The organism is Microcoleus sp. BROC3 (assembly GCF_036702515.1).
GTDB lineage: Bacteria > Cyanobacteriota > Cyanobacteriia > Cyanobacteriales > Microcoleaceae > Microcoleus.
Genome location: NZ_JAUBTQ010000036.1, coordinates 41,624 through 60,388, shown reverse-complemented (window position 1 = coordinate 60,388; position 18,765 = coordinate 41,624). Strand labels below are relative to the sequence as shown.

The following is an 18,765-nucleotide window of genomic DNA, read 5'->3' as shown; positions in this document are numbered from 1 at the left end:
AAAATTTGCTAGAGTGAAGCAGCTTGTCATATAATCTAGTGGCAGTTTAGTGATAGTCAGCTACGAATGCTACTAACTCTTCTCATTTTATGAGTGCCTTAGCTGCAAAACTAACTAAAATCTCAGTAAAATTTCTAATTCGTTAATTATTTCATGTGTAAGCCCGCTTGCAATCCAGGTTCACGAGTTCGTTATAGATCCAATATAAAATTAGGTGATGAACAAGATCAACATTTTAATAATTCCTCAAGCCCTATCCCAGAAATACCTAAACTTCTTGGTGGACTTAAACAATCAAGAACTGATTTGAGGGTTGTTGAATTATTTGCAGGAGCTGGCGGAATGGGCTTAGGTTTTTTGATGGCTGGCAATCAAGATTATGGATTTAGAATAATTCAGGCGGCGGAAATAAATCCCATATATTTAAGCAGTTTAAAAAAAAATCACAAATATTTGATTCACAACTCATCTAATCAATTAGATACTTGTTGTCCTACAGACCTTGAGCCTATAGATTTAACAAAAAATGTAGGTCGGAGTACCGTGCAAGAAGCAGTAAAACAAGCAGGGGGAGTAGATATATTGATTGGAGGAACGCCATGTCAAGGTTTTTCTCAGTCTAATCGAGCTTCTTGGCATCCTGAAAATAGCTATAATAAACTTGTTGATATTTTTGTTCAATGTGCAGTAGAACTAGCTCCAAAGGTTATTCTTTTAGAGAATGTTCAGGGTATTCTTTGGACACCAAAAGCAAGTAAAGGTAAAAATAGAAAAGTAACGGTAGTTGACTATATTTCAAATAAATTGACTGAGGCTGGCTATATCCTATTTCCAACAGTGCTAGATGCTGCTTGGTATGGTGTGCCACAACACAGAAATAGATTTTTTTTGTTGGCATTACATAGAGATTTAGGATACAAAGCTGAGGATTTCAGTGAATGGGGGGCTTTTCCCATTCCTACTCACGGTTCACTAGGTAAATCTGCTTATGTAACGGTCGGGGATGCGATCGCAGACTTACCTGTAGTTGGCAATGGTGAAAACAGGGTAGTTCAGGAATATAATGAACCAACAGATGAGCAACTAGAATCAAATTTATTCTTGAGACAAATGCGTGAGATGTCGTTGAGAGGAGTGATAGAGGGTCACATTGTTTCAAAGCAGGCTGATTATGTTATTGATAGATATAGTCACATACCACAGGGTGGAAACTGGCAGAATATACGAGATATGATGGATAACTATGCTGACATTGAAAGAACCCACAGCAATATATACAGACGTTTAAGGCATAACGAACCTTCGATCACGATAGGTAATTACAGGAAGAGTATGATAGTTCACCCAGAGCAAAACAGAGGTTTATCATTACGAGAGGCGACTCGCTTACAATCACTTCCTGACTGGTTTACCTTTTGCGGTTCAACTGATGACTCCAAAACGGGAGGTATTATGCACAAGCAGCAACAGCTAGCTAATGCTGTCAGTTTTCTCCTGACATTAGCTATAGCTAAATATATTCTGGCACTCTAGGGCAAAGCTCGATTTTGCGTTTCCAACAATTATCATTTATAAACACAGGTGATTTATGGCTCAGATTAACAACCCCCTAGGTGAGAACATAAGAAATCTTCGGGAGTATTTACATGATGAAGAAAATATTTCTTATCAAGATTTTGATAATATCCTTCAAACTGCTAGTGAGATATTTGAGCGTTGTTTATCTCCCGGCGAACCGGGTGCAGTACAAGGATTAATCTATGGTCACATTCAGAGCGGTAAAACATCAGTTATTCTCACTACTATAGCTTTGGCAGCAGATAATGGATACACAAATTTTATTGTAATGACTTCTAATTTAAATGACATTTATGAACAGACACTCGACAGGGTTAAATCATCGTTAGATAGCTTTCAGGTTTGGGGGAAAAATGAGTTTAGCAATAACCAAGGTGATAATCATGGGATGCCTTTAGTCCTGGTATCATCTAAACATCCAGCCAGACTGGGTGATGTCTCCAACATAATTCAGCAACGGCACTGGCAAAATCTGTCTGTAATGATTATTGATGATGAGGCAGATCAGGCAAGCCTAGATACTAATATCAATCAGCAAGATAAACCTACGAGTGCAGTTAATCAAGCAATTGTTAATTTGAGAAGCCTTTTAACCTCTGTTGTTTATTTACAGACTACAGCTACACCCCAAGCTTTGCTACTACAGGATAGTCAAAGCGCATTTAAACCTGATTTTGTGGTAATAACTGAACCAGGAACAGGCTATGTTGGTGGTAACTACTTTTTCGGTAATGATGATTTTGACAACTCCGATCATATCCATATAGTACCTACCATTGACTTAACGAGGCTAAGAAATAGCCATCAAATTCCTGATACGGTAAAGGACTCTCTCATTATTTTCTTCTTAGGTGCAGCCGTTCTAAGGTTACAGGGAAGTAGAAAGAAGTACACATATCTACTCCACACTAGCTTTAGGCAGGAGGATCATACACAGGCAACACAGTTAGTTGAGCTGTACAAAAATGAGTTAACTAATCAATTAAGGATAGCAGTTACTAATTCAATCAATGCTATACCAAATCAGCTTAAGCTCAAATTAGAAAAGGTTTATACTGATTTAGGTAAAACTTTCGCTAACCTACCAGCATTTGATGAAGTTATCGCAGAAGTAAATAGAAGGATAGCATCAACAGAAGTTATCGAAATCAATGCAAACACTGGTCAAGGAATCAGTACACATCCATCACGCAAGCATACTCTTTATATTGGAGGTACAAAAATAGGACGGGGCGTTACTGTTAAGAATCTTCTTGTAACTTACTATGGGAGGGACGCTAATCAACCTCAAATGGATACAGTTTTGCAACACGCTCGAATGTATGGATATCGCCAAAATGAAATCCCTGCTATTCGTATTTACTTGCCACAACATTTAGCCAAAAGATTTTTTTATATTCATACGAGTGATAACTTAGTGCGCGAACAATGCCAAAGTACACACCAAGCTATTGAGTCAATACCGTTACCCAGTGGAGGTCTGAGACCTACTCGCCGGAATGTCTTAAATGAGAACACAGTTACTCTAGTTACTTATCAGGGCGGGCGGCTGTATTTCCCATTACTGCCAATTTCACATCCTGAGCAATTAGGTAATCAAACTCAAATATTAGATGATTACTTATCTGAGGCTAAGTACCCTCAATCTCAATATCCTTATCAAGTTACAATTGATGAAATCCTAGAAATTCTTAGTTATCAATTTGCAACACCTAACTCAGACGGAGCATGGAAAGATGAATTAATTCGACAATCTGTGTCTGCCTTGAGAGATTTAGCCAAAAAATATGAAAAAAAATATGAAAACACGGGAACATTAGTTATTGCCAACCGAAGTTCAAATTTAAAAAAAGCATCTAGTAGGAACTATGCTGAACTTGGTAGTGTTCTCCCAGGCGGTGTAGCAAATCCGCCTTATGGTGTTTCTCGCAACCATCCTGCTTTGCTGATGTTTCGGCTAAGAGGTGAGATCGATCCGTCTGGAGGGGGATGGCATGGCGTACCTTTCTGGGTTCCTGCAGTCAGATTTCCAGATGGCAATTATGCGTTTTCAGTAAATAACAGTTAAATTTCACTTAAGTTTTTAGAACTGCCATAAATCGCTACGGCAATTTGCCGCAATTTGGTATACTTGCGATCGCCATCACTATCGGTAGCTTTATTGTAGTCAACTTTCTCTCGCTTCTCAACAGCATCGTACTCATTCTCTTGATTAGCGTGCCTGGTTTCAGAGGCGATATTCGGCATTCGGGAAGCAGGCGTAATCACTAATTGATCGCCATCAAAATCGCATTGGTGATGCTGCATGGCTTGGTCAGAGCGAATGAAAACGCACCCTTTGTATTGCGTTAATGCGCGATGGCTTTTGTGGTCTACTGTGTAGCGGCGGATGTTATCTTTACTGACAATTGGGTATCGGGTAACGATGACTTCTGTGCCGTGTCGCAAGTGGGGGGCAACAATTGTACCGGGTTGGAGGCTTTCACAAGGTTGAGCCATTGCTGAACCGTGATGAATTGCTCCCTTAATTGCTAAGTCTTTCCACTTTTTAGCCAGTTGTTCTTGCATGAAATCGACGACTTTGGGAAAGTCGAGGAGTTGACCGAGTTTGTCGTTCCTCAAAATTGAAATTAGCCGGGATTCGTTGCGCTGGGCTTTTTCATCTGTTTCGTCTTCTAATCCGCTGCTGTCTTCGTGAAGGCTAGATTGAAAAGCAGCTTTTTTGTCGTGTTGCTCTACTAAGTATTTGGCAAGTTGCAGCCGGTTGTTTTGCAAGTCAGCTAGCTTTTGGGCTTCAACTTTAGTCGGTGTGGCGATGTCAGCCCCAATAGCTGCTTCGGAATACCAAATCGAAAATTGCCAGGAATTTTCGTATTCAGTTACTTTGGCGTTGCCTCGATTTCCTAGTATAGCTTTAGGAAATTCGTAGTCGCCACAGGGGATAAGTTCAGCTAATTGCTCTTTAGCAACTCCTTTGATAGAGGAGCGATCCATAATGATATCATAACCCAAGTCTGAAGTTAAATTAGCATCAGGCAACAGCGTTCCTTTGGCAAGAAAGCTAATTTCTGGAGTGTGGCAGTCTTCTTGTCCCCATTCCTGCATCCAGGCAAATCTGAATTGAAAAGGTCGGTTGTAATTCCCTCCTAATTGTTGGGCTAGTGCCGGTGAAATTTTACCGTGACAGTCTCCGGTTTGCCACTTATGAGCTTTCGCTTTTTCACTTTGGTCATCGCTTTGAGCATCAACAATTTTGACTCGCAACGTTTCGCCGTCAAGGGAGCTATCTAACAATTTGGCTCCTTGGTTGCAACTGCTAACTAGCAGTGAGCCGTAGCGACAGGCGTGGTCGGGTTGAGTTTTGAATACGCTCAACAGTTTGGTTGAGAGTTCAATGTCTGCAAAGTAAACATTTTTGCCTGAGCTGAAAGCAACTCTTCTGGTAATACCATCTCCGAAATCGATGTTTTTGAGAGGGTCGAAGTTGCTATCATTTGGGTCGGGTTTAACGATGCTTAGGGATGCTAATTCTTCAGGTTCAAAAAGCAGTTCAAGCAGGGAGTTACGCAGCACTTCTGATTCAGCTTGGTACCGCCCCTTTGCTCTACCGTCAGTCAAGGACATATCAAAGACTGGGATTTTTAGTCCTTCCCCAGCTACCCATTCTGTGGAGCGAGGTTCTGGGGTAAGTTTTCTTCTGCTCATTGATTAGCTCCTGAATCCTAGTTTTTACATTTTTAGGACTTACGCACAGTAATAGTCCAGATTTTGACAATGTTGTTCCTTCACAAATTCCTGCTACTGAGTGATATTCACCCCCTCCAATTGGAGGGGTTTAGAAGAAAGAAGTAGCGTGTTACAATCAGAATGACAATCCCAATGTGGAGAAAAAAAGTGAAAGTAGTTCGCACAACTACGGCTATGGAAAGCCAACGGGATTATTTCTCTGATAGCGATAGCGATGCACTTGCTCGCGTTGCTATCAGAGAAGGTGAAAACAGTCAGCAGTTTGGAGGTTTGAGTTTTGATGCTGACGGGGTTATTAAAGATAGAGTGTCAAAATTGTTCAACGTCACCGAAGAACAAGTGGAGAACCCTCAATACTGGATTGATTTGTAAGATATCCCGACCCCAATTAAGTTGCGCTCTTACAAAACAAGTGTTTTCTACTCTAATTCGGAAATTTTTAATTCGGAGGTGTCTAATTCGGAGAGCTTTAACAATTCAGGTGTCAGACCAAGGTATTCCTGACACCTAAAAAGATGGCTAACGCCGTTTTTTGGACTGCGTTTTATCCGAAGAACGACTCTCAAGCGTCTGGTTGGCTTGAAGAGAGTGTAAATTGTTACCGGGAAGCAAGCTGTAAACCACTTTGCGCTTGCGGAAAACCTTAGTACCATCTACAGGCATTCCCTTTTTCCAAGCGTCTGCAATCGCCTTTTTGTCGGCAGAAATTACGATTTTTGTTTCGACTCGGCGATAGGGTTCTGGCAGTTGAGATGGGTCAATCAAAACTTCACAGGTAGGCGGATTTTCCTTGACAGCAATGCGGCGGTGTTTGCCAATAATTTCGGAAGTTAACACGCCGCACTCGTTGAAGTAGAGAACGGTTTGATCTAACCGCTCTCTCCACCCCTGGAGTTTGTGGAGAGCTCTTGAATGCAGCTCTATCAAATACTGCATTCGCGCTGTAATTGCTGCAATTTCGGCATCAATTTGGTCAGCTAAGTCGGCATGGGCATCAACAGCGAGTTCCTGGGTTTCTTGGGTTTGCCAAAGGGATTGCAGCAGTTGATCAATTTCTTCTGAGCTTTCTGCTGACTCTAGTTGATGCCAAAGTTGAGCCGCAGTTATTGAACTTTGAGCAAGTGTTGCTGTGGCTAAATTCATGCTTAGTATCCTCCGTTGATGCAGGTGTGATAATAATCGCGGCGTTCTTCGAGTTGAGTAAGCGCAGCCATTGTTGCCTCGTCGGATTTAAGAGAGATTTGTTTGTCCTTTTGAATTTTGCTACCTGATTGAGAATGAGTTAAATTTTGTGAGTTTGATTGGGTAATTTTTGGCATACAATTCAAAAAACTTTCTTAAAAATAGCGCGACCGCGCTCTTAAAAAAAGGAGTATTTGAAAATATGAATTATCCTATAGTTTTTTACCCAAAACTGGTAAGGCAGTTCTGCCATCAATATCCTTTGCCAGAGGCAAGTTCTAGTTGTGCCACCTCATCCCAACTTCAAGAAACTCAACAATTCGAGCAACCTGTTGTTTTGCTGACTCCGCCTCAACCACCTGTGGTGTTACCTGTCAAGTTGCTGTGGTTAATTTGGGTGTTTTGGCTCTATGGTGCGATCGCACTTGGGCTGTTAGCTATTTCCTGGGGTTGGCTGTGGTGGGAAGTGCTGTTGGTAGTAGCTGCTTATTCCTGTTTAATTGCGGCTGCTTATAGTTATGTGTTTGGTTGCCGTCAAAAACTGCTATCCAGGTATAAACAGCAAGTTCTTGAGTACAACCAACAAAATATATTATCCCATCAACATTTATACTCGAATAAACAGCAAGAGTTTTCTAGTTTTAAGGTGGAAAAAGAAGGGTTGCAGACAGGTTTAAAAAGCGCCAAACTTGAGTGGGATTCCAGAAATCGATCGCTCAAGGATTTGATGTCACTTCGGGTTAGTCCTAATGGCACATCTCAAGCTCGGCAAGGAGTGAGTGAACAACTCTTTTTGCAATATTTGCAGCAATATTTCGAGGAAGTTGTCCAAGCAGCAGAGTTTAAAATTCCGTCATCTCAGAGGAGCTATTCAGCAGATTTTACTGTAATTCACACTCCATCTGGACTCGGAATTGATGTCGAGATTGATGAACCTTATGCTGGCAAATCTAAGAAGCCCACTCACTGCTGCGATGCTGACAGCGATATGCGCCGCAATCAATTATTCTTAGAGTGGAATTGGATTGTGGTTAGGTTTACTGAAAAGCAGGTGGTTCAGGCTCCTTTGAGCTGTTGCAAGTTCTTGGCGATTGCGATCGCCTTTGTAACGGGCGATCGCTCTTATTTAAAGCAACTGGAAACTGAACCCGATTTGCTGAGCGTCAAACCTTGGACAACTAGAGAGGCAAGGGCTATGGCTAAAAGCAACTATCGCCTTACTTATTTATCTGAATTTGGCGTCGGTTCTGCTTGCAATCGGGTTTCAAAGTTTTGATGCGAGCGCACGCAATATCCGAGTTATTGACTGCAATAAATGTTTATGATTAATACAAAGGAGATAAAATAGATATGCTGTCATTTGAATCGGGGTTCATTGAAACTCAACAGCTCAACCAAAGACTTCTGCAAACAATTCGTTTGTTTGGAGAGTACAAGGGAAAGCAGGAGTTATTCAAGCAACAAGCCCCGCAAGTTTTAAGCACTTTGCGCCAAGCTGCGGTTATTCAGAGCAGCGAATCTTCTAACCGCATTGAAGGCATTACTGTGCCACTAGAACGGATTAAGAAATTAGTAACAGAAAAAACAACGCCGCGCGATCGTTCAGAACAAGAAATTGCGGGTTATCGGGACGTGCTAACTACAATTCACCAGAAAACGAGCGAGAAGCCCCTGGCTTTAGACATGGGGAGGAAAGCGGCTGCGACTTCAGTCGCCTTGAATTAAAATCCATAGGAATAGCCATCTTTTTTGTGAATAGATTTGCAATATTTATGACTAATTCCTGCTACTCTTCCCGTCGTTGTGGCGATGTCGAACGAACCGGATGCGCGGCAAAGAATTCGTCCCACATAGGTGCCGACCTTCTTGCCTGCTGTGACGGTAGCGCTGACAATATCGCCAGTTTGAAAACCGAAATGGGTTTGCTTTCTCGACTTGTGACGAATTGGGAAGCCAAACTTATCTGTGCCGCACATTTGTCGAGTACCGTGTCCTGCTGCCTTAATTAGCAGCGGTTGAGAAGTCAGCACTTTTAATTCTTCGACTTTGCCTACACAAGCAGCATCTAACCAGTGAGTTTTAGCTAAATTTAATCGAGTGCGGTTGAACTTTGTTAGACCACCACTGCCTGTAGAAACAAGCAAGCCATTCATACGAAGTCGGTTAAATAACGCCCAGCGAGTTGAATTGACTGCCGCTGCGTCTTTTAAAGACCGTTTTGCTTGAGATAGAATTCGCTTCAAAATTTCTGGCTTTTTGGAGAGGAATTGCTCAATATCTTGAGTTCCCTTCCGAGTATTACAATTTTCGCAAGCAAGGCAAAGATTAGAAATACGATTAGATCCGCCTTTGGCTTTGGGATGAATGTGTTCGACTTGTAGCGGTGTATCCGTAACTCCACAATACGCGCACTTCCTATCCCATTTATTCAACAAGTATTCGCGGATTTCGTAACCACATAAAACGCCTTGCTGGTACTCCAGTCCACTAATTTCTGGATTTTCTAGTCGTTGTAAGTCGAATCGCACAAGTTCTTGAGCAATAGAACTAATGGGAGCCACTTTCATTAATCTAGTTACCCATGTCAGGATTGTTTCGACACGATGTTGCAAGCTTGGAGCCAGCCATCCTTTAGGGCAAGTTCTATTTAGAAATCTAGCCTTTCGATAACGAGTATGGCGATTTCTCCTGCCTCTACGCAGTGAACGGCGAGACTCCAAACAGGCTTTAATTGATTGACCTCGGTGAGTTAGTTCTGCACCAAAGATTACGTTTTCTCCTTCGACTAATGCAATGCCCGTGGTTTTGGAGCCAGGATCTATTTTAAGAGTGATGGGTTGTTGGGATACCGTTACCTCTACTTTGAGAATTAGCGTGAATGGATACCTTTTGAAAACAGCAGCTTTGCCAGTGGTTAGCAATTTACGAGCCATTCCTGGGCGGATTGGATTGAGCGGTCGTTTTTGGGTATCAAGTACAAAAACGAAATTAGACATAAAGTCCTCCATTGCTGGGTAAAGTTCGCTTCGAGAATGTTTTATGAGCTTGTTGTGTCAAAAGCACTGGTTTAACCCCGTTAAGCCTGTTTAACTTTTGGCGATAGAGCGGAAAACTAGCGTCGCATTCTCCGGTATCATGACTCAAAAAACGGAGGTCTAATCCTGTCTCTGGTAAGGTTCGAGCTTTCTTCTTGAACCGCTCGGAACGAGCCGGACTTCCCAAAAGCCCCCGCTTTTAAGCGTGGGGTTCCTTACACCAATTATAACCACATTCCTTTTAGTACAGGGGTTATTTTACAACTGCACCGCGACCTTTACCAATTTGCTGTTAATACAGGCGGGCGCTGGAAAACAGTGGATAATGAAATTAGCGCTACTTATCCTGATGGGACTAAGGTGGTGAGGTTTCGGCCTACTCCCGCTTATGTTACTCCCGCGGCAATGGAACGCCTGCAAGAACGGTTTAATCGTCTCTGGGAATCGGGCGAGATAGAACCTTTATTGTTGATTCCAACTTATATTTTAGATTTCTTGTGCATTCATCCATTTTTAGATGGAAACGGGCGGATGGCAAGGTTGCTCACTTTGCTGCTATACAAAGCCGGTTATGAGGTGGGGCGATTTATTAGTTTGGAACGGATTGTGGAGAGAACTAAGGAAAGCTATTATGATACGCTTTACCAATCTTCTCAAGGATGGCATGAAGAGCAGCACAACCTATTACCAGGCGTGGGAGTATTTCTTGGGAGTCATGCTGCTATCAGCTTATCGGGAGCTTGAACAGCGGGTGGGATATGTTACATCCGCAAAAGGAACTAAAACGGCGATCGTATTGGATGCAATTAACAATTTGCCTCAAGAATTCTCGATTAGGGAATTGCAGGAACGGTGTCCAACAGTGGGAATTGATTTGATTTGCCGTCTATTGCGCCGGGAAAGGGATACTGGGCGTTTGGAATGTTGGGGACGAGGGGTTGAGGCACATTGGCGAAAGCAATAGATACAGGAATTAGGCACAAGCAACTGGAGGTTGACTTGAAGTACAAAACCTAACACCCAGTTCTAACTATTTATGCAAGCTAATGAAAGCGGTGTAGACCGGGAAATTAGCTTCTTGGTAATGGAAAAAAGGTAATCGGTCAATCGGTCAATCGGTCAATTGTATCTGACAATGTTTGAAAACTCTTATATTTCCTCCTATTGGAATTGCATTTCCTACAAAAAAGCTGATTTGTCCTTTCAATTTTTGCACAGAGGGCAAAAACGTTTGTGGTTTTTTTGCCTTTTGATTCTCCTCTCAAAACTTTTGTCTGCAACCCAGCATTCTGCCAAGACAAAGTTTATTCCGCGTTCTCGGGCAGCGGCGCAAAATTTAGCACCTCTGCCTTTTTTATGTTTCCAAAGCCTTTCGTCCAAATATGAGTGTCCAGCCGACGTAGTGTTGCGCCGGACGACTCGAACATATCGGCTTGCTCTTAGTGCAGGAGATACACATATCCTGCCATGAAAGTTTGCCATTTTTGAATGTGGTTTTAATGTTTGCTATTGGCTGCCGGAGAAACAAACTTGTCTCTCCGGCATAATTGAATTACCAGTCGATTTTTAGCTCGCAGTTTTGATTGCTGCTACCATTGCTGCTACCATTGTTGGTGTCGTTGTTGCTACGGTTGCTGCTTTCGAGAGGGAATTGGAAGTTTAAGGCCAGCAGCTCTTGCTCGATAATTGACTTTCTGTCTAGGACTTTTTTGTCTCTCAAAAGTCGCAGAGCGTGGATTATTTTGTCGATTTTTTGATAGCTTGTTTGTTGAAAATTCAGTACAAGAGTTGTTTCCCTACCCATGATGTAGAGTTGGTTTTCTGTTTGGTGGACGCAGGTTAAATTATTGAAGTAATAGATGTTGGTCTGTGATAGTTCCATTTTTTATCTCCGATACTTTATTTTTTGGCGCGACAGCGCTCATTTTTTTTGTACTAATTTTTAGAAAAAAACGTATAAATAATTTATTTTTTTTAAGGTCGGCTCACAAAAAAAATGAGCAAGCGCCGTCTCAATTTACTTAGCAAACCAGTAAAATTATTTGATAAATTTATTCACAAAAGTGTAATAGTTAGTGGCAGCACTATCAGTAATTTAGGTCGAAATTTAAAAATTTGTTAATGAGCGTTTTTATTAAACACAATACTTGCTTTTTTAGGGAAGTCTAAGTCATTTAATTTAATGTTTTGGACGCGCTGTTTATAAGATGGGTTATTTTGTTGAATATCAAATAGCCAGTTACTAATTTTTAGTGCTGCTTTAGTGATGGTCTACGGTGGTTTTGTTTGTGTCACATATTTGGAGTATTTTGATCCATGAGTAGCAAAAATCAGGTGATTGTTTCGGGATTGTTAGGTTTAGGATTGATAGGTTTGGCGGGTGCAACTGCCTTGCCCTTCAACGACCGAATCGAGTTCAAAATTGGCAACAAAATCGAATCTCGCCCAGCTTGGTTAGTTCCCGCAAAAGCTGAATTCAAAGGGATTGAGCGCGGTGCAAGGTGGCATCAAAATCTTGCTGGCTCTGTTGGCAATTGGTGGCATGGTAACAGTGATGCTTATCGCTCGTAAAGAGGGGAAGAGCCAATCAGATAGCGAATCAAAGAGTATAAGAATAAGTCTTACGAGTTGGATTTTGCTGCTGCTGAATCTGCCTATTTAATGGCACAAACTCAGCAGCGGTACAAGAAGCTTAAAGAGGCGGGCGAGGTGGCGTTTGAGGGTGAAATCCAAACAGCTTATCTCGAATCTTTGGCTATCGATAGGAGCAACAACCCGCTTTGACGGGAACGGCGACGCTCGACACCACAACCAACCCCAGCGACAAAGTAGAGCAACAGGCAAACACCAAGGGCTATCGAACCAGAACAGGTAGATGGGTCCCTCATGCCTATCCTCACCAACTACCCCAGCGTGCTAATCTATGGCGCTCCCGGCAGTGGAAAAACTACCTTTGCCGAGCAAGAAGTCAAGCGCCGATTGGAGTGTGGGTATCAAGTTATCGTTTGTGACCCGCACGCGGCGTTTGGAGCGTAGCAGGGATGTGAGGTTGTCGGTGGCGGGATGAACTACGACGCGATCGTTCGCTCGAATGGTTTGCGTCAGAAGTTCGTCGCCGATACAAAATTATTGAGTCGCAACCTAACCCCAGCTTTCAACCTATGACTCTGGTATGTGACGAGTTCACAAACTGGGCGGGCCGATGCAGCGCGGCGGGTGAATTTTTTCAAAGCGCTCTGTCCAACATCAGGAAAGCCAAAATGTTCGGATTAATCCTGTCCCATACTAGGACAATGGCGGGTCTAGCAAATGCGGCGGGTATGGCAAAGCTGAGGCATGAAGCTCTGTGAGAAGTCGAGCTACTGGGTCAGCAATGCCCAAAAACGGGCGATGCCGTGCCGGGCGTGCTCAGCGGTGGTCAAGCTGCCGGGTCTGCCGCTAAACAAGAGATTTATCTTGCAGGTTCCAAGGCTATCCGACCCGAACAGCCACCAACCAACCCCAGCGGATAGTGCTTATTTAGACCCCATCGCCCGACTTCAAAATAGTGTTCCTCGCGCTCCGGCTTCCAGTTCCGACGAGCCATCGGGAACGTCACTTTTCAAAGGCATAAAATGAATAAACCAGAACTGTCGATAGCCCGCCTGGAAGCTTCCCTCGATGCCAAAATTTCGAGACATTTCGACACTTTAGACACTGACCCTGACGTGCTCAAACAACTTTTAGCTGACAAACGCTCTGAAAATACACGACGCGCCTATGAGAGGGATGTCAATGATTTTTTAAAAACTATGACGGGAAAGTCCGCCTGTCCTGATAACGTTTTGGAGTTTTTGCATCTTGAGGAACGTCAAGCGGTGTCGGTGGTGTTGAAGTACAAAGCTAAGCTGATCGACAAGGGACTCAAGGAAGCGACTGTTAATCGGCGGCTGGCGGCTGTTAAATCGTTGGTGGAAATGGGTCGCAAGCTCGGCGTGTGTCATTACAGTTTGGAGGATATCAAGGGGGAGAAAATTGTCGGCTACCGAGATACGACGGGCGTTGATACTAAGACTTTTGAGCGGATTTTGCAGCAGTGCGATCTGGCAACGAAAGCTGGGAAGCGGGACTATGCTTTGTTGCGCCTGCTGTGGGGTAATGCTTTGAGACGAAATGAGATCAGTCAGTTGAGTGTTTGTGACTTTGACGCGGCCGGTAAGAGTTTGCGAATTCTTGGTAAGGGACGCGGTACGCAAGCTGAGATGATCGATTTGGGTTCTGCGACTGTTCAGGCGATCGCCGATTGGTTAGAAGCAAGGGGAAGTTGCGCGCCCGATAGTCCGCTTTTTATAGCACTTGACTCCGCCCACAGCGGACACAGACTTAGTGGCGACGGTATCTGCAAGATGGTTGTCCGCCACAGCGAAAAAGCTGGTATTAAAAAGCAGATGTCGCCTCATCGCATCAGGCACAGCGCTATCACAGCGGCACTGGACGCAACAGACGGGGATGTGCGGAAAGTTCAGAAACTCAGCAGGCACAGGAATTTAAACACGCTCATGATATATGACGATAACCGGGGACGCGACCAGCAAGACGTTACCGAAATGCTTGACTCTATGTTTTGAATGTTTTTACGAGCTTGCTATAACAAACGTGCTGACAGCCCAGAGTACCAGCGTCTTACTTTCGTCCTGCTGGGAGTTGCTACTCCCTCTCAATTAATTCAAGACAAAAACCGTACACCCTTTAATATCGGTCAGGCGATTCAACTGAATGGCTTTCAATTGCATGAAGCCCAACCTTTACCATTGGTGACAAATTAAGACTTAATTGCATTTGTCAATCAGTAATATTACTCAAAAAAACTGCTTTTTTAGGAGTGGAAAATTCACGATTTGAGAGGGAGTAGGTATAAATATCACCCTCGGCACGATCGCACGATCGCCCAAATCTCAGTTTTATGCCCAAAATCCGAGTAAATGTTGAGCATAATTGCTGATTGACAAATGCTTTCTTAGCTTAACTTGTTACCAATGAACCTTTACTGCAAGGATTAGCCTCACAAGTGAGCCACCCTCAAAGTGTACTCAAAGAAGTGATAAACTGGACAGGTGGTCAGCCTTTTCTGACCCAAAAGCTCTGTAAACTCATCCGCAATTCTTCATCTCCTATTCCCACCAACGGTGAAGCTGAGTGGGTTGAGAAGTTGGTGCGAAAGCGGGTAATAGAGAATTGGGAATCCCAAGATGAGCCAGAGCATTTGAGGACTATTCGCGATTATCTTCTAAAGGAGAAATGGTATGCTGCTGAGTTATTAAGACTCTATCGACAAATTTTGCATCAAGGGGATGTTGTCGCCGTTGAGAGTCCAGAACAAAGGGAATTGCTTATGTCCGGGTTAGTGGTTAAGTGGGAGGGTTCTCTCCGAGTCAGTAACCGTGTTTATGAATTGGTCTTCGACGAGTGTTGGGTGAAGAAGATGTTGGTTTGTTTGTCAAAAATGTGATAAAGGAGTTATGCCGAATTCAGATTTTTGAACCCACATTCCGCACCCACACTTAGATGCCAGTTCATTTTGACAACTGCCATACAGCCTTAACTTGTTACCAATGACCACTGGCATCTGTGATGTCGGTTTTATAGGCTTTTCGGGTCGTCAGTGAGGTTTAACGCTAACACATAATATGAACACAAGAATGGAAACTAACTCAAGAAAAAACTTTGAATTGGGATTGGACAACATAGTAAATCCAATACAACGTGTAGACATATCAACCTTAACACCAGGAACATTTTTTGAACAATTCCAAAAAATCGGTACCCCAGTTATCATTACTGGATTACTTAAACAACTCGACTGGAATCTAGACTATCTCAGTGAAAAATTAGGTAATCAGAAGTTTCTATTAAATTTTTACGGACAAGAAAGATACAAACAGGACAAACGCCAATGGACAAACATAGGTAGTGGAGTTGAAACGCAAAGTATGCTCTTCACTGAATATGCAGATATGTTGCGTAATCATCAAGCTCATGAAAAAGATGTTTACTTGGCAAGATGTTCTCTCCAAAACACGACCCTAGCTAATACGGATTGTCTAACAAATATTGGAGAGCAGCTTGGTTTAAATAAACCCGTTAGCGATCTCAACATTTGGGTTGGACCAGGAGGTCATGTAGAATGTTTGCATTATGATACGAACGATGGAACACTCATGCAACTTCATGGGTCTAAAAAAGTCGTACTTTTTCCACCTTCTCAAACAAACAATCTTTATCCATTTCCATTTTATATCCATTTGCGATCTGGTATGAAGTTGCGTTCTTGGTTTAGTCAGGTATATCCAGAGCGCCCAGATTTTAAGGCTTTTCCTAAATTAAACCAGGCACTTCAGCATAAATGTGAATTGATACTGAATCCGGGTGAAATTCTTTATATTCCGGCAGGATGGTGGCATGAAGTCACGGCATTGGGGGATGAGATGGTGTGTTCAGTCAATCGATTTTGGAGCATATCTCCTATATCACGAATTTTATTTTCTTGGAGCATATGGCGTGTAAACTTGGGACTTCTATGTGCTTTACCCCATACTTTATTAAGTTTGGTGAGCGCACTATTTAGTAGAGAAAGAAAGCAAAAAATCGCCAAGATTTTAAAAATGTTCTAACCCACATTCCGCAGGTACGATCGCAAAATCCGGTATTTTAAAAGGATGGGAAATTTTAGAGCATCAGATATCAGAGTACAGGATATTGACCACTGTGGAATTATTGCAGGGATCTGCGATGAGATGGAATTAGTCGAACAGATCGATCGACCCCACATTCCGCACCCTGAACTGTCACACTAGGAATTTTCGGAGTTTGGCGAAATTGAACTGGCGATCGCTAGTCCAATTTCCCACTTGTGTGTATAAAAAGTGACCATTTTGGTTCACAAAATTCCGCAAAAACCGATTGTGACAGTGGAGGGTGCGGAAAGTGGGTTTCAGGTGAAGCTAGCTGCCAGAAAGAAGATGCGTCTAGTGAGCCAATAATCTCTTTCTCCAAAACGACAAATTCCTTGTATACGTTGGCAGCCGAGACTACTGTTATTTCTTCTCCTTTCTTGAGAGCCGAATAGATTTCGTACAGTTCGTTGAGAAATTTAAGATTGCCCCAACCATCTGTAACTGCATGATAAATTGACATCAAGAATTCAAATTTATTCTCGGCTTTCTGAAAAATCCTGAGTAGAGCATATCCAGATAAATGCACAGGGAGTAGCTCACGAAATATTATAGAGCTTTTGTTGGATTATACTGTTCCTACCCGGACACGGCTTCAGCCGACAACTATGGGTTCACTGGCATTTTGCTATTATATTAACAATTTTCCTATTTCTGAAAGACACTGCTTGAGAATATCGATGAATTTTTCTGGCTGTAGATGTTTACTCGTTAGAGTAAAGGCAATGTTGTTGCGATCAATTACATAGCCGATTCCATAGTCGCGACATGGAGTGGAGCAGAGTATCTCTACACCCATTTTATTACTTAGAGTAGAAGCGGAGAAGCTTGGGTCTAAGATAACCTTTTCAAAGGTTTTATCTTGAAAAATATCGGGAACACCGCTACCTTTATGGCGAGCTAAGCTATAGAGTGCATAAAGGTGCATGACCACTCCCTGCCCTTTTTTAGCGTCAAACACTCGCGAGAAACGAGCGTTAACAGCATGTTTTAGGGTCTCATATCGCACTTCGTCTGAAGCTCCCTCAGTAAAAGCTTGAATTAGTTCTACAGATTCGGGTGTAACTACCAATGGATAGTCGCACCGACCGTACCGGAAGCCTCTAGTGTGTGCAGCTTGGCAAGCGCCAGCAGGAATCTTATTATGCAGGCGAGCGTAAGCAATCTGTAGCGACAGGAGAAACACAGCATCAGCACTTAAACCATGTTGCTGCTGGATAAAGTCTGACCCGAATTCGTTGAAAATTCCTATCCCCATCTGAATTTGTTCGCTCAGACGCTCTGAATCTGTTAATGCCTGCTCTACTTCTTCTAGGAGTATTTGGTCTAACTTCCACCACAGTCGCTGTGGGGGTTCGAGTTCGACTGAACTGGACGATGTTAAAGATTTTTCAACGGGTTCAAGCTCCCGGTTGACCTCGTTTATCAACCGCGCTACCGGATAGCCATCGACATTACTGTGTTCAATTGCTACAGCGAACTGACCCTCAGAGTTGAAAACGAGCCGGATAGGTTTATCGAACCAGCGGTTTCGCCCACCATCTCCTGTGAAGGCAGTTCTTGCTAGGGTTTCCAAATCCGGAGGTGTTATTTCGTCTAAACAGACAACAAACAGGGCGCTATCCAATAGTTCTAGAGAGTGAGCGTTCTGGGCATCTAGGTTCGTGAGGTAGGAGCGAACTGTTGCCCACCGAGCTCTGTTGAGAGCTGTCAGCACTCCCACAGGAGGTTCGCCTTTATGAGTATTTTCCAGAATCCAATCAATTTGCTGTGCTAGAGCTTCTACAGTTGGCAACTTATCCCCTGGGAGCAAGTTTAAGGCGTAAAACGTATCCCGTCGGATGACCACAATATGCTCAGAATTTTTCGCCCTTTGAAAGCTGTCGCAACTGATTCCAGGAATTCGCGCAGTGCCAAACAAATTGTCATACTGAGCCATACAAAGGGGAGGTTTGGCTCCTCGAAAGACGTCCCGATCTGGCTCTAGTTCCCGATATTTGATTTTCAGGTGGAATTGGAGGGTATTAAAAATTATGATGGCGACAATGCGGGTGAACGAATATTTCGAGGTTGTCAAGACGGGCGACGCCACCGCTGCAGTTCTTCTATTTAGTTGTGAGAACCGCTCTTCTAAATATATTTCCTCGTTAAATTGTTGTAAATAGTTAGCATTAGTTGAGCGGTCAATCATCTCCAATTGCTTCTGTAGTTCGACTCCGCTCCCTTGTTGAAATTCCCTTACGGCTGCTAAAGTTTGCTCTAATTGTGTTTCACTCAACAGTGGTGTCACCATCTCGATATAACGATCGCAGGTGTCTGAGAGTTTTGGCAACGGCAGTTTGGGAAGATACTCTTGGAATTGATACATCTACTTACATTTATAGTTAGTGACTGAGTGAGCTTGATTGACTTATTGGCTAGGGACTCGCACAACAGTTGTTTGGCAATAGCTTGCCTGTCTGGACTAAGCAGTATACCCGTAAAAACAGAAATAACAGGTTTTTTATTTTCTC

The 18,765-nt window shown here is 43.0% G+C and carries 20 protein-coding genes and 2 pseudogenes; 15 read left to right on the top strand and 7 right to left on the bottom strand.

Going from position 1 to position 18,765, the window contains the following annotated elements; translation table 11 throughout:
* The first annotated feature begins 153 nt into the window (after window positions 1–153).
* Window positions 154–1,533, top strand: a complete 1,380-nt coding sequence (locus tag QUB30_RS21995; protein WP_333337432.1) for a DNA cytosine methyltransferase — start codon at window positions 154–156, stop codon at window positions 1,531–1,533.
* 55 nt (window positions 1,534–1,588) lie between these two features.
* On the top strand, window positions 1,589–3,646 hold the full coding sequence (locus QUB30_RS21990; RefSeq protein ID WP_333337429.1) for a Z1 domain-containing protein: 2,058 nt from the start codon (window positions 1,589–1,591) through the stop codon (window positions 3,644–3,646).
* Here the strand turns inward: QUB30_RS21990 and QUB30_RS21985 are convergent.
* Entirely contained in the window at window positions 3,643–5,283 is a 1,641-nt protein-coding gene (locus QUB30_RS21985; RefSeq protein ID WP_333337425.1) for a hypothetical protein, read from the bottom strand. The two genes, QUB30_RS21990 and QUB30_RS21985, sit on opposite strands and share 4 nt — an antisense overlap.
* A 189-nt stretch (window positions 5,284–5,472) precedes the next feature.
* On the opposite strand from QUB30_RS21985, the gene QUB30_RS21980 reads away from it, so the two are divergent.
* Window positions 5,473–5,697, top strand: a complete 225-nt coding sequence (locus QUB30_RS21980) for a hypothetical protein (RefSeq protein WP_333078121.1) — start codon at window positions 5,473–5,475, stop codon at window positions 5,695–5,697.
* Window positions 5,698–5,844: 147 nt separating this feature from the next.
* Here the strand turns inward: QUB30_RS21980 and QUB30_RS21975 are convergent, their stop codons facing one another.
* Window positions 5,845–6,468: a siphovirus Gp157 family protein gene (locus QUB30_RS21975; protein WP_333337423.1), complete on the bottom strand. Its 624-nt coding sequence runs from the start codon at window positions 6,466–6,468 to the stop codon at window positions 5,845–5,847.
* Window positions 6,469–6,470: 2 nt separating this feature from the next.
* Window positions 6,471–6,644 carry a hypothetical protein gene (locus tag QUB30_RS21970; RefSeq protein ID WP_333337422.1) on the bottom strand — a complete coding sequence of 58 codons (174 nt, stop codon included), beginning with the start codon at window positions 6,642–6,644 and terminating at the stop codon, window positions 6,471–6,473.
* Between the two features lie 65 nt (window positions 6,645–6,709).
* Here QUB30_RS21970 and QUB30_RS21965 point away from each other — a divergent pair, with 65 nt between their 5' ends.
* Both QUB30_RS21965 and QUB30_RS21960 read left to right on the top strand, forming a co-directional pair.
* Complete coding sequence (locus tag QUB30_RS21965; protein ID WP_333337420.1) at window positions 6,710–7,783, top strand: hypothetical protein; 1,074 nt, start codon at window positions 6,710–6,712, stop codon at window positions 7,781–7,783.
* A 74-nt stretch (window positions 7,784–7,857) separates the two neighbouring features.
* On the top strand, window positions 7,858–8,232 hold the full coding sequence (locus QUB30_RS21960) for a hypothetical protein (protein WP_333337418.1): 375 nt from the start codon (window positions 7,858–7,860) through the stop codon (window positions 8,230–8,232).
* Here QUB30_RS21960 and iscB read toward each other — a convergent pair.
* Window positions 8,229–9,503, bottom strand: a complete 1,275-nt coding sequence (iscB, locus tag QUB30_RS21955) for an RNA-guided endonuclease IscB (protein WP_333337416.1) — start codon at window positions 9,501–9,503, stop codon at window positions 8,229–8,231. The two genes, QUB30_RS21960 and iscB, sit on opposite strands and share 4 nt — an antisense overlap.
* 273 nt (window positions 9,504–9,776) lie before the next feature.
* Between iscB and QUB30_RS21950 the strand changes: the two genes are divergently transcribed.
* Window positions 9,777–10,286, top strand: a complete 510-nt coding sequence (locus QUB30_RS21950) for a Fic family protein (RefSeq protein ID WP_333337466.1) — start codon at window positions 9,777–9,779, stop codon at window positions 10,284–10,286.
* Entirely contained in the window at window positions 10,258–10,506 is a 249-nt protein-coding gene (locus tag QUB30_RS21945; protein WP_333337414.1) for a hypothetical protein, read from the top strand. Before QUB30_RS21950 ends, QUB30_RS21945 begins: the two co-directional genes overlap by 29 nt.
* Before the next feature lie 588 nt (window positions 10,507–11,094).
* Here the strand turns inward: QUB30_RS21945 and QUB30_RS21940 are convergent.
* Complete coding sequence (locus QUB30_RS21940) at window positions 11,095–11,424, bottom strand: hypothetical protein (protein WP_333337412.1); 330 nt, start codon at window positions 11,422–11,424, stop codon at window positions 11,095–11,097.
* Window positions 11,425–11,858: 434 nt separating this feature from the next.
* Between QUB30_RS21940 and QUB30_RS21935 the strand changes: the two genes are divergently transcribed.
* From QUB30_RS21935 to QUB30_RS21900, 8 genes and pseudogenes are all read left to right on the top strand, one after another.
* Complete coding sequence (locus tag QUB30_RS21935; protein WP_333085313.1) at window positions 11,859–12,113, top strand: hypothetical protein; 255 nt, start codon at window positions 11,859–11,861, stop codon at window positions 12,111–12,113.
* Window positions 12,114–12,170: 57 nt separating this feature from the next.
* Window positions 12,171–12,326, top strand: coding sequence for a hypothetical protein (locus QUB30_RS21930; RefSeq protein ID WP_333337410.1), 156 nt, complete (start codon window positions 12,171–12,173; stop codon window positions 12,324–12,326).
* A 552-nt stretch (window positions 12,327–12,878) separates the two neighbouring features.
* Entirely contained in the window at window positions 12,879–13,160 is a 282-nt protein-coding gene (locus QUB30_RS21925; protein ID WP_333085311.1) for a hypothetical protein, read from the top strand.
* Window positions 13,157–14,149: a tyrosine-type recombinase/integrase gene (locus QUB30_RS21920; protein ID WP_333337408.1), complete on the top strand. Its 993-nt coding sequence runs from the start codon at window positions 13,157–13,159 to the stop codon at window positions 14,147–14,149. Before QUB30_RS21925 ends, QUB30_RS21920 begins: the two co-directional genes overlap by 4 nt.
* 3 nt (window positions 14,150–14,152) lie before the next feature.
* A pseudogene (locus tag QUB30_RS21915) lies at window positions 14,153–14,329 on the top strand (AAA-like domain-containing protein); the annotation flags it as partial.
* A 260-nt stretch (window positions 14,330–14,589) separates the two neighbouring features.
* The gene (locus QUB30_RS21910; RefSeq protein WP_333337406.1) at window positions 14,590–15,030 is read left to right on the top strand and encodes a hypothetical protein; all 441 of its coding nucleotides are present in this window, start codon (window positions 14,590–14,592) and stop codon (window positions 15,028–15,030) included.
* Window positions 15,031–15,220: 190 nt separating this feature from the next.
* Entirely contained in the window at window positions 15,221–16,192 is a 972-nt protein-coding gene (locus tag QUB30_RS21905; RefSeq protein ID WP_333337404.1) for a cupin-like domain-containing protein, read from the top strand.
* Between the two features lie 45 nt (window positions 16,193–16,237).
* A pseudogene (locus QUB30_RS21900) lies at window positions 16,238–16,342 on the top strand (DUF4277 domain-containing protein); the annotation flags it as partial.
* Between the two features lie 70 nt (window positions 16,343–16,412).
* Here QUB30_RS21900 and QUB30_RS21895 read toward each other — a convergent pair.
* On the bottom strand, window positions 16,413–16,781 hold the full coding sequence (locus QUB30_RS21895; RefSeq protein ID WP_333337402.1) for a condensation domain-containing protein: 369 nt from the start codon (window positions 16,779–16,781) through the stop codon (window positions 16,413–16,415).
* A 102-nt stretch (window positions 16,782–16,883) separates the two neighbouring features.
* A complete protein-coding gene (locus tag QUB30_RS21890) occupies window positions 16,884–18,620 on the bottom strand; it encodes a choline/carnitine O-acyltransferase (protein ID WP_333337400.1) in 1,737 nt (578 codons plus the stop codon).
* Window positions 18,621–18,765 lie beyond the last annotated feature (145 nt).

Bases quoted from the DNA above. Each gene is read 5' to 3' on its own strand.
- QUB30_RS21995 (WP_333337432.1), top strand. From the start codon at position 154: ATGTGTAAGCCCGCTTGCAATCCAGGTTCACGAGTTCGTTATAGATCC.
- QUB30_RS21990 (WP_333337429.1), top strand. From the start codon at position 1,589: ATGGCTCAGATTAACAACCCCCTAGGTGAGAACATAAGAAATCTTCGG.
- QUB30_RS21985 (WP_333337425.1), bottom strand. From the start codon at position 5,283: ATGAGCAGAAGAAAACTTACCCCAGAACCTCGCTCCACAGAATGGGTA.
- QUB30_RS21975 (WP_333337423.1), bottom strand. From the start codon at position 6,468: ATGAATTTAGCCACAGCAACACTTGCTCAAAGTTCAATAACTGCGGCT.
- QUB30_RS21970 (WP_333337422.1), bottom strand. From the start codon at position 6,644: ATGCCAAAAATTACCCAATCAAACTCACAAAATTTAACTCATTCTCAA.
- QUB30_RS21965 (WP_333337420.1), top strand. From the start codon at position 6,710: ATGAATTATCCTATAGTTTTTTACCCAAAACTGGTAAGGCAGTTCTGC.
- QUB30_RS21960 (WP_333337418.1), top strand. From the start codon at position 7,858: ATGCTGTCATTTGAATCGGGGTTCATTGAAACTCAACAGCTCAACCAA.
- iscB (WP_333337416.1), bottom strand. From the start codon at position 9,503: ATGTCTAATTTCGTTTTTGTACTTGATACCCAAAAACGACCGCTCAAT.
- QUB30_RS21945 (WP_333337414.1), top strand. From the start codon at position 10,258: ATGCTGCTATCAGCTTATCGGGAGCTTGAACAGCGGGTGGGATATGTT.
- QUB30_RS21940 (WP_333337412.1), bottom strand. From the start codon at position 11,424: ATGGAACTATCACAGACCAACATCTATTACTTCAATAATTTAACCTGC.
- QUB30_RS21935 (WP_333085313.1), top strand. From the start codon at position 11,859: ATGAGTAGCAAAAATCAGGTGATTGTTTCGGGATTGTTAGGTTTAGGA.
- QUB30_RS21925 (WP_333085311.1), top strand. From the start codon at position 12,879: ATGAAGCTCTGTGAGAAGTCGAGCTACTGGGTCAGCAATGCCCAAAAA.
- QUB30_RS21920 (WP_333337408.1), top strand. From the start codon at position 13,157: ATGAATAAACCAGAACTGTCGATAGCCCGCCTGGAAGCTTCCCTCGAT.
- QUB30_RS21905 (WP_333337404.1), top strand. From the start codon at position 15,221: ATGGAAACTAACTCAAGAAAAAACTTTGAATTGGGATTGGACAACATA.
- QUB30_RS21890 (WP_333337400.1), bottom strand. From the start codon at position 18,620: ATGTATCAATTCCAAGAGTATCTTCCCAAACTGCCGTTGCCAAAACTC.